General features: G+C 58.3%; 6 protein-coding genes and 1 pseudogene. 1 reads left to right on the top strand and 6 read right to left on the bottom strand.

Translation table 11 applies throughout. The annotated features are described in order from the left end of the window. Both adh and adhP read right to left on the bottom strand, forming a co-directional pair. A pseudogene (adh, locus tag PEH01S_RS22880) lies at positions 1–681 on the bottom strand (aldehyde dehydrogenase); the annotation flags it as partial. A gap of 95 nt (positions 682–776) precedes the next feature. Further along, positions 777–1,790 carry an alcohol dehydrogenase AdhP gene (gene adhP, locus PEH01S_RS22875; RefSeq protein ID WP_025852282.1) on the bottom strand — a complete coding sequence of 338 codons (1,014 nt, stop codon included), beginning with the start codon at positions 1,788–1,790 and terminating at the stop codon, positions 777–779. A gap of 245 nt (positions 1,791–2,035) precedes the next feature. On the opposite strand from adhP, the gene PEH01S_RS22870 reads away from it, so the two are divergent. Continuing rightward, positions 2,036–3,802: a sigma-54-dependent Fis family transcriptional regulator gene (locus PEH01S_RS22870; protein ID WP_246063039.1), complete on the top strand. Its 1,767-nt coding sequence runs from the start codon at positions 2,036–2,038 to the stop codon at positions 3,800–3,802. A 167-nt stretch (positions 3,803–3,969) separates the two neighbouring features. Here the strand turns inward: PEH01S_RS22870 and PEH01S_RS22865 are convergent, their stop codons facing one another. From PEH01S_RS22865 to PEH01S_RS22850, 4 genes are all read right to left on the bottom strand, one after another. After that, complete coding sequence (locus PEH01S_RS22865) at positions 3,970–5,481, bottom strand: right-handed parallel beta-helix repeat-containing protein (protein WP_127488240.1); 1,512 nt, start codon at positions 5,479–5,481, stop codon at positions 3,970–3,972. 276 nt (positions 5,482–5,757) lie between these two features. Further along, positions 5,758–6,693: a carbohydrate kinase family protein gene (locus PEH01S_RS22860; protein ID WP_127488232.1), complete on the bottom strand. Its 936-nt coding sequence runs from the start codon at positions 6,691–6,693 to the stop codon at positions 5,758–5,760. A 19-nt stretch (positions 6,694–6,712) separates the two neighbouring features. Next, positions 6,713–8,014 carry an alpha-galactosidase gene (gene melA / locus PEH01S_RS22855; protein ID WP_127488230.1) on the bottom strand — a complete coding sequence of 434 codons (1,302 nt, stop codon included), beginning with the start codon at positions 8,012–8,014 and terminating at the stop codon, positions 6,713–6,715. A 39-nt stretch (positions 8,015–8,053) separates the two neighbouring features. After that, on the bottom strand, positions 8,054–8,878 hold the full coding sequence (locus PEH01S_RS22850; RefSeq protein ID WP_025852273.1) for a carbohydrate ABC transporter permease: 825 nt from the start codon (positions 8,876–8,878) through the stop codon (positions 8,054–8,056). Position 8,879: the final 1 nt, after the last annotated feature.

Genomic DNA, 8,879 nt, shown 5'->3' with positions numbered 1-8,879 from the left:
GAGCGGCTTGCCGGCTTCCAAACCGAAGCCGTTCACGATATTCAGCACGCCGGGCGGCAGCAGGTCGGCAATCAGCTCCGCGAGCACGAGGATCGACGCGGGCGTCTGCTCTGCGGGCTTAAGCACGACGCAGTTGCCGGCCGCCAGCGCGGGCGCGATTTTCCACGTCGCCATCAGCAGCGGGAAGTTCCACGGAATGATCTGCCCGACGACGCCAAGCGGCTCGTGGAAATGATAAGCAACCGTATCATTGTCCACTTCCCCGAGCGTGCCCTCCTGCGCGCGGATGCACCCTGCGAAATACCGGAAATGGTCGATGGCCAGCGGCAGGTCGGCCGCGAGCGTCTCCCGGACCGGCTTGCCGTTGTCCCACGTCTCCGCAACGGCGAGCAGCTCCAAATTCGCTTCCATGCGGTCCGCGATTTTGTTCAGAATTTGCGCGCGGGCAGCCACCGACGTGCGGCCCCAGGCGTCCTTGGCGGCATGGGCTGCGTCCAGGGCCAGCTCGATGTCTTCCGCCGTAGAGCGGGGAACCTCGCAGAAGGCTTGACCCGTCACAGGCGTAATATTTTCAAAATACTGCCCTTTCACCGGCGCGACCCATTGCCCCCCGATAAAGTTTTCGTAGCGCTTCTTGAACGTCACCTTGGCTCCGGTTTGTCCTGGTTGTGCATAGATCATCGTTTCGTCCTCCCACGGTTGGATTAGATAGATTATGACATTGGCATCTGTTGATACAGATGTATGCTGCGGATTCGAATGTATGCCTTGTACCGTTAATCGAGCGTCAGGACGACACGTCCGTTGACCTGACCTTTTTGCAGCCGGTCGAACACTTCATTGATCCGGTCCAGCGACTGCGTCTCGATATTCGTCTTCACCTTGCCCCGGGCGGCAAAATCCAGCGCTTCCTGCAAGTCTTTCCGCGAGCCGACAATCGAGCCCTTGACCGTTACGCCGTTCAATACCGTGTCGAAAATCGGGATCGGCAAATCCGCATTCGGCAGTCCGACGACGACCAGCGTGCCGCCGCGGCGAACCGAACGGTAAGCCTGCTCGAACGCCTTCGGCGTCACGGCGACGCTGATGGCGGCGTGCGCTCCCCCGATCTCCCGCTCGATCGCTTCGGCAGGGTCTTCCTTCATCCCGTTGACGGTCAAATCGGCTCCCAAGGCCATGGCAAGCTCCAGCTTATCGTCATGAATATCGACGGCGGCCACATGGTAGCCCATCGCCTTGGCATATTGGAGGGCGACATGGCCGAGCCCGCCGATGCCGTAAATGGCAACCCACTCGCCGGGCTTCGCCCCCGTCACTTTGAGCGCTTTATAGGTCGTCACGCCTGCGCAGAAGATCGGGGCCGCGTCGACGTAGCTTAAGCTATCCGGAATTTTCGCCACATAAGCGGCCGGCGCTTTGCAGTATTCCGCATATCCGCCGTCCACCGAATAGCCTGCGTTGAGCTGGTTTTTGCAGAGCGTCTCCCATCCCGTCAAGCAGTAATCGCATTCGCCGCACGCGGAATAGAGCCAAGGAATCCCGACGCGGTCGCCGAGCTTAAGCGAGGTGACACCTTCGCCCAGCGCCACGATTTCGCCGACGCCTTCATGCCCGGGAATAAGCGGCAGCTTCGGCTTGACCGGCCAGTCTCCGTGAGCGGCATGCAGATCGGTATGACAAACCCCGCACGCTTTAATCTTAACGAGCACTTCGCCGTGCCCGATCTCCGGCACGGGGACGTCTTTAATTTCCAATTGTTGGTGAAACTCATTCACTACGGCCGCTTTCATCTGACGAATTCCTCCCTGAGTTATTTATTTTTGACTTCGCCATAAATAAAGCAAAAAGCGTGCCAATACGTGAGAGGCGCGTCGCACAAGGAAGTTTTGTAAGCGTTTTATCGAAAGTTGTTTCATTCCGGAACACTCCCTCCGTTCTTTCTGGTTCAAAACAGAACAATTGCTGTGAACAAATGGTGAACCTTTGCAGGTTGTGATATTCTATACATATATCGATGTTTCCGGAGGTGTCTTTCTTGTCATCCTTGGACATTCAGACTTATTCGGAGGTTGTAGCCAGCTCATGGAAGCGCTGCCAGCGGTACGGACTGAAGCCGACCGACCCTTTTGATGACCGTCTACTGACCGGAAAACTCTTTCAGGAGCGATTGAAAGAAAATGAAACGCTCGTTCGCCATGCCTCGCAAATTTTCGACACCATCAAACCTTTTATTCAGCAGTCCGGCCAAACGGCCTTGCTCATCGATGCCCAAGGCTGCATTCTGCACGCTGCCGGGGACCCCGGCTTCTCGAAGCGGGCGGAAGCCGTTCAGCTTCAGGTCGGGGCCGTATGGGACGAGAAGCGCAAAGGAACCAATGCGATCGGCGTCGCCATCACCGAAAAAATCCCCGTCCGCGTCCATGCGGCTGAGCACTTCTGCCGGGCCAACGCTTTTCTCACCTGCGCATCTTCTCCGATCTTCGGTCCGACAGGCGAGTTGATCGGCGTTATCAATTTCAGCGGCAAGCGGGAGAGCTACCACCACTACAGCCTGACGCTCGCCGTCATGGTTGCGGAATCGCTGCAAAACCGGCTGCTGCTGGAGGAAGCGAAGCAGGATCATCTCGTTACGCTTCAAGAGCTTGAATTTACCGCAAACCATAACCCGCTTCCCCTGCTGTCGCTCGACAGGGATAACCGGATCATTCGGGCGAACCAGGCGGCGCTGCGGGCCGTTGGCAAAGATGCGATCGGCAAACCTTTCGCCGGCCTCGAGGGCTTTTCCGTCAAAACCATTCAAGACAGCAGCCGTACCGTCTGGCGCTCCGTAGCCGTCCGCAAGCCGCAGGAAAGCCGGAACGGCCTCTACAGCTTCTCCGATATCGCCGGAACATGCCCGAATTTTGTGGAAAAGAAGGAGCTCGCCTCCAAAGCGGCGCTCACCGATATTCCTGTCCTTCTGCTCGGGGAAAGCGGAACGGGCAAAGAGCTGTTCGCCCAATCGATCCACTCGGCAAGCCTGCGGGCGGACCGCCCTTTCATTGCCGTAAACTGCGGCGCCATTCCCGACAGTCTGGTGGAAAGCGAATGGTTCGGCTACGAGCGCGGAGCGTTCACCGGCGCGAACCGGGAGGGCAGTACGGGAAAATTCGAGGCGGCGCATACGGGGACGATTTTTTTGGACGAGATCGGGGATATGTCGCTGCGCGCACAGGCGGCGCTGCTGCGCGTGCTGCAGGAGCGCACCGTCACGCCTGTCGGCAGCACCAAAGCGAAACGCATCGATGTGCGGATCGTCGCGGCCACGCATAAGCATCTGCCCCTTGAAATCAAGGAAGGGCGCTTCCGCGCGGACTTGTATTACCGGCTGAAGGGCATCCAGATCACGCTGCCTTCCTTGCGGGAGCGGACCGATCTGCTGACGCTCGTCGAGCATTGGCTTCATAAGAACGGCTGCCCGCACCGCCAGCTGCCGGAAGAAACGAAGCGCAAGCTGCTGCGCTACGGCTGGCCCGGCAATATCCGCGAGCTGCACGGCGTGCTGACGCAAGCTTCGTTTCTTGCGGGAGAAGGCCCGATCCGTCCGGAGCATTTGCACTTTGACGAGCTCGACCCAACGGACGCCATCGAATGCCGGAATGACAGCAGCTCATCCGTGCCGACATTACGGGATGCGGAGATCGGGGCGATCCAGCGGGCGCTGCAATCCACCGGCTGGAACCTGAGCAAATCCGCCGCCCTGCTTGACATCGGCCGGACGACGCTGTACCGGAAGATCGAGCAGTACGGCATTGAGCCATAACCGCCTGAAACATAAAAAAGGGAGAGCTCCCGCATTTATACGGTTGCTCTCCCGGGACTTATTCGGTTACCAAGCCGCTGGAACCTCGCATCGTCTCTTCTGCCCGAATCCACATTCCTTTTTCGGCTTCATCACCAATTCAACGGTACGCTCGAACGCTTTTCAAGTTAAGGCGTGGCTTCGTCCGCACCGATATCGACGCCGCTCCCCTGCACTCTTGGCTGCCCGTCGATATCGGCCGCACCGATGATGGCCGGCTCCGTCGAACCGGCGTTGATCGCGGGCGAGGTCGCTTTCAAATGAAAATTGTTTGCCGATGCATTCACGAATTGGGGATCGGCAAACAGCGAGTGCGCATCGTTCCCCGTCCCCGACTTATAGGCGGCAAAGCCGGTATACTCGTTGTTTTTCCACGTCCACGTCGCATTCGAAGCGCCTCCGGGCGCATAGTACAAGTTGTAGTCGACGACATTGCCGCTGTTTTTCGCATATTCGTTATATATCAAAATATTGGATGAGCCGGCCACCATAATATTGTTTTTAACGATGTTATTCTGCGTGTCGTATTGAAGCAGCAATTGGCCGCCGCCGAGGTCCTTCGTATCGTTTTTGTACAGCGTATTGTTGACGATTACGCAGTTGACCGTCGATCCCCGCTCCTTGTCGTATCCGCCCATAGCAATGCCCGTGTACCGGTTGCCGTACACCAGGTTGTTGCGGATCGTGACGCCGCTGGTCGCTTTTCCCTTATGCTCGCTGGCGATTTCGATGCCGATGTCGTTGTTGTAGCTGGAGTTTTGCTCGATCACGGTGTCTTTTCCGCCGTCCACATAAATGCCGCCCGCCGCATTCGAATCGTTCGGAATCGACTTGCCGTAGGAAGGGTTATTGTTGGAGGTGATGTTGTAGACGGTATTGCCGCGAATCAGACCGTTCCGGGCTTGATCGTAGGCCGGATCGGGCGCTTTTCCTTCGAAGCCGATGACGTCGATCCCGATATTGTCGTTATCGTGAATGAGATTATTTGTAATTTCGAACTTATCGACATTGCCGTTCACCACCAGGGATTCGCTCGAACCGAGCACCAGATTGCTCAGCGTGTTGCCGTCGATGACGATATGCTCCAGCGCCACCGGCGCCTTCGTGCCGTACACCGCGATGCCGTGCGCATCCCGGCCGGCCAAATCCGAGCCGAGCGTCGCCGTGTTTTTAATATGATGAACGTTGTTGTTGCGAAGCTCGATATGGCTGCCCGTACCGCGGACGAAAATGCCGACCGGCATTTTGCCTTTAGCCGATGTCGCGTAGTTGCGGATCTCGAAGCCTTTCAGCGTAACGTAGCTGGCATCGGCAATGTCAACGAGTCCCTCGCTGCCCGACACGGAGAGCCCCGTTCCGTCAATAATCGCCGCTTGGGCCGGAGAGCTCTCGAAGGTGATCGGGCCGGCAGCGGCCGATCCGGATCTTGTAATTTTCAGCTTCTGATTGTACACGCCGCCCAGCACATAGACGGTGCTGCCCGGCACGGCATGATCGGCTGCATATTGGAGCGTCTTCCACGGAGCGCTGCTGCTCGTTCCGGGATTGCTGTCGCTGCCGGTCGTTGACACGTAGTACGTCACGGGATTGGCTTGCGCCTGAGGCGGTTCCACACTAACGGCCAGCATGCCGAAAAGCATAGCGGCGGCTGCGATGATGCCAGTCGCCTGTTTTCGAATACGAATCACGAACGTTCATCTCCTTTAAGATTGGATATTGGCATAGTTACTCCCTGCTGCATGCAGACTTCCCTAAACCCACCATTGTCACCCGGTGAACATCACCTCCTTTATTGAACTTCGGGCGGCCGTTTCCTCCAACAAGGCCCCGAAAACAGGCCACCCATAACAAATCTACTGCGCACGTCCCCCTCGAAAGAAAGACGCTCGCAAATCAGGCAGATGCACCCGCATGCTTTAGCTTCGGATCGCCACGGAAGTCTGCAACCGCTCCACCGCTTCCTCGGTCGGCAGCCGTCCCGTCCCGCCGACGCCCTGCGTGGCGATCGCTCCGCAGGCGCTGGCGTAGCGGAGCAGCGCTTCGCCCTGCAAGCCGCCCAGATAGGCATGGATCAGCCCGGCGTTAAAGGCGTCTCCCGCTCCCGTCGTATCGACCGGGACGATATCGTAGGCTTTGACGGACAGCGGCGTCGCGCCCGGTTGAAACAGCGCAGCGCCGGCAGCGCCGCGTTTGACCGCCACCAGCCGCGCGTCCGGCGGCAGCAGCTCCCACACCGCTTCGAGCGTCGCGGCACCATAAATGTGCAGCAGCTCCTCTTCGCTCGGGATAAACAGATCCGTCGCGCCGAGCAGCGCGTGAATCGAGGCCCGGTGCCACTGCTGGCGCACATCCCATCCCGTGTCGAACGACGTGCTGCTTCCCTGTCCGCGCGCGGTTTCGAACAATGGCTTCCAATGGGCGCGCATGCCGTCCTGCAGGAAATACGAGCCGAAATGGACGTGGGCCGCCTGTTCCAGCAGCGCGTCCGGCACACCCTGCGGCTGAAGCATCGGAATGCTGCCCGGATACGTCATCAGCCCGCGGTCGCTCGGCGTCGAGAAAGACATGGTCACGCCGGTTTTCAGCCCCGGATCGCGCTTCACATGCGCCGTGTCGACGCCCATTCGCTCCAGCTCGCGGATGCAGAACCGGCCGAAATCGTCATCGCCCACGACGCTGACGAACCGGACGTCCCGCCCGAGTGCGGCCAGCGCGCACGCCGTAATGGCCGAGGAGGAGCCGAGCACGATGTCGAACGAGTCGATCAGCTTCTCCCGGTTCCACTCGGGCATCAGATCGTTCCCCGAAATAATGATATCTACGTTTAATTCGCCAAGCACGACGACAGTCATGGTTCCTTCCTCCCTTTTTCTATCTCAGCTCCGGCACGAACGCGCGCTCCGCCTCATACAGCTCCTCGAACATGGCCTTGATCTCGTCGAGCGAGCATACGGCGGAGGTAAGCGGATCGACCATCAGCGCGTGCAGCGCCATGTCCTTGTCCCGCTCCAGCACGGCCGATACGGCCAGCTCGAAGAACGCCATGTTGCTGCGGCACAAAGCGGCCAAATGCTCCGGCAGCCGGCCGAAGCGGCACGGATTGACGCCGTTGCGGTCCACCATGCAGGCGACTTCGACGACGCCGTCCTGCGGCAGGTTCGAGATCAGCCCTTCGTTGACGACGTTGCCGTAAATGACCTTCGGCTCGTTCTTCACCATCGCCTCGATGATGACGGCCGCGTACTCGTGGCTCGACTTCATCTCGAGCGGCAGCTCGCCCGACAGCTGCTGTAAAATTTCCTCGTCGTTCTTCTTCCGCCAGATCGGCCAGTTGTTCGCGTAAAAGCCGGTGGCCCCGTTATACCCCGTGCTGCAATGCTTGTCGATCAAGTCCTGCCTTTTGCGGTAATACGGAATGTATTCCGAGAAATGGCCGCTCGACTCGGAGACGAAGGCGCCAAGATGCTTCATGGCGTCGAAACGGACCGGGTCCTTGCGCAGCAGCTCCGGGTCCTGAATTTTGTCGAGCAGCACCGGGTACAAATCTTTCCCTTGATGCGTCAATTCGACGAACCAGGACATGTGATTGATGCCGCCTGCTCTCCACTTCAATTCCTCGTACGGAACGCCCGCATACTTCGCCAGCTGGCGCGACGAGTTTTGAATCGAATGGCACAGCCCGACGACCGGAATATCCGTAATGCGCGACGTCAGCAGCGTCACCGCCGACATCGGATTCGTATAGTTCAAAATGATCGTCTCCGGGCACAGCTCCTCCACGTCCCGGACGATCTCGATCCAGCTCGGCAGCGTGCGCAGCGTTTTGAACAAGCCGCCCGGCCCGAGCGTATCGCCGATGCACTGCTTGACGCCGTATTTTAGCGGAATTTCGAATTCGTACTTGACCGTCTCCAATCCGACGACCTCGATCTGGTTAATCACAAAATGCGAACCGGCGAGCACCTCCCGGCGGTCCGTCGACGCCAGCACCTGCCAGTGCTTGCCGGTCATCTCAACAATTCGCTCGACCAATCTGCGCGCAATGGCGAGCCGGGCCGGATCGATATCGACCAAGGCAATGATACCCTCGTCCATACCTTCAATACCAAAAATATCCACCACAATCTCCCGGGTAAACGCGCTACCCGCCCCGATAATCGCAATCTTTGTCATCGCTCTCTTCTCCCATCCTTTTGTTTACTTAGGTAAAACTCACTTCATCCCCGTCATCGTCAGACCCTTAATGAACTGCTTCTGGAAAATCAGGAACACGATAATGACCGGAACGGTAATCAGCACGGCGGCGGACATGACCACATTGTAGTTGACCGTATGCGCCCCGTTGAAAAAGACCAGCGCGAGCGGCACCGTCATGTTGTCGGTATCGTTAAGCACGATCAGCGGCCACAAATAATTGTTCCACGACGCCATGAACGTAAAAATCCCCAGCGCCGACAGCATCGGCATAATCAGCGGCGTAATGATCCGCCACATCACCTTCAGCTCGCCCGCACCGTCGATCCGGGCCGCTTCCATCAGATCCTTCGGAATATCCTCGATAAACTGCTTCGCCAGAAACACGCCGTACGAGCTGACCAGATTGGGCAGGATGACCGCCGCCAGATGGTTGATCAGGCCCAGCTTGGAAACGATCAGGTACGTCGGGATCATGATGACCTGGAACGGAATCATCATCGTGCCCAGCACGAGAACGAACAGTGCCTTTTTTCCCGGAAATTCGTACTTGGCGAAAATGTAACCGGCGAGCGCGCTCGTGAACAGCGTCGCGGCCGTGACCAGAACCGAGGTGACCGCGCTGTTCGCAAGCCATCTCCAGAACGGCGCCTCCCGGAACACCGTCTCGTACCCGGCGAAGGTCGGCTGCTCGGGCAGCAGCGTCGGCGACGCGGAAATGATTTCCATGTTGCTTTTGAGCGACGAGAGCACCATCCACACGTAAGGGAGCAGCATGATGCAGGCGGCCACGGTCAAAACCGCGATCAGCACGCCGTCGAATAGAGTCGTTTTCGTTTTCATG

Origin of the sequence: Paenibacillus ehimensis NBRC 15659, assembly GCF_004000785.1 — a bacterium.
Classification (GTDB): Bacteria; Bacillota; Bacilli; order Paenibacillales; family NBRC-103111; genus Paenibacillus_G; species Paenibacillus_G ehimensis.
The sequence above is the reverse complement of the archived record's forward strand: the minus strand, read 5'-3'. Positions and strand labels throughout refer to the sequence as shown.

What these genes read in the sequence shown, in the direction of transcription:
- PEH01S_RS22850 (WP_025852273.1), bottom strand. Translation starts at nt 8,878, where the DNA reads ATGAAAACGAAAACGACTCTATTCGACGGCGTGCTGATCGCGGTTTTG.
- PEH01S_RS22865 (WP_127488240.1), bottom strand. Translation starts at nt 5,481, where the DNA reads ATGCTTTTCGGCATGCTGGCCGTTAGTGTGGAACCGCCTCAGGCGCAA.
- PEH01S_RS22860 (WP_127488232.1), bottom strand. Translation starts at nt 6,693, where the DNA reads ATGACTGTCGTCGTGCTTGGCGAATTAAACGTAGATATCATTATTTCG.
- melA (WP_127488230.1), bottom strand. Translation starts at nt 8,014, where the DNA reads ATGACAAAGATTGCGATTATCGGGGCGGGTAGCGCGTTTACCCGGGAG.
- adhP (WP_025852282.1), bottom strand. Translation starts at nt 1,790, where the DNA reads ATGAAAGCGGCCGTAGTGAATGAGTTTCACCAACAATTGGAAATTAAA.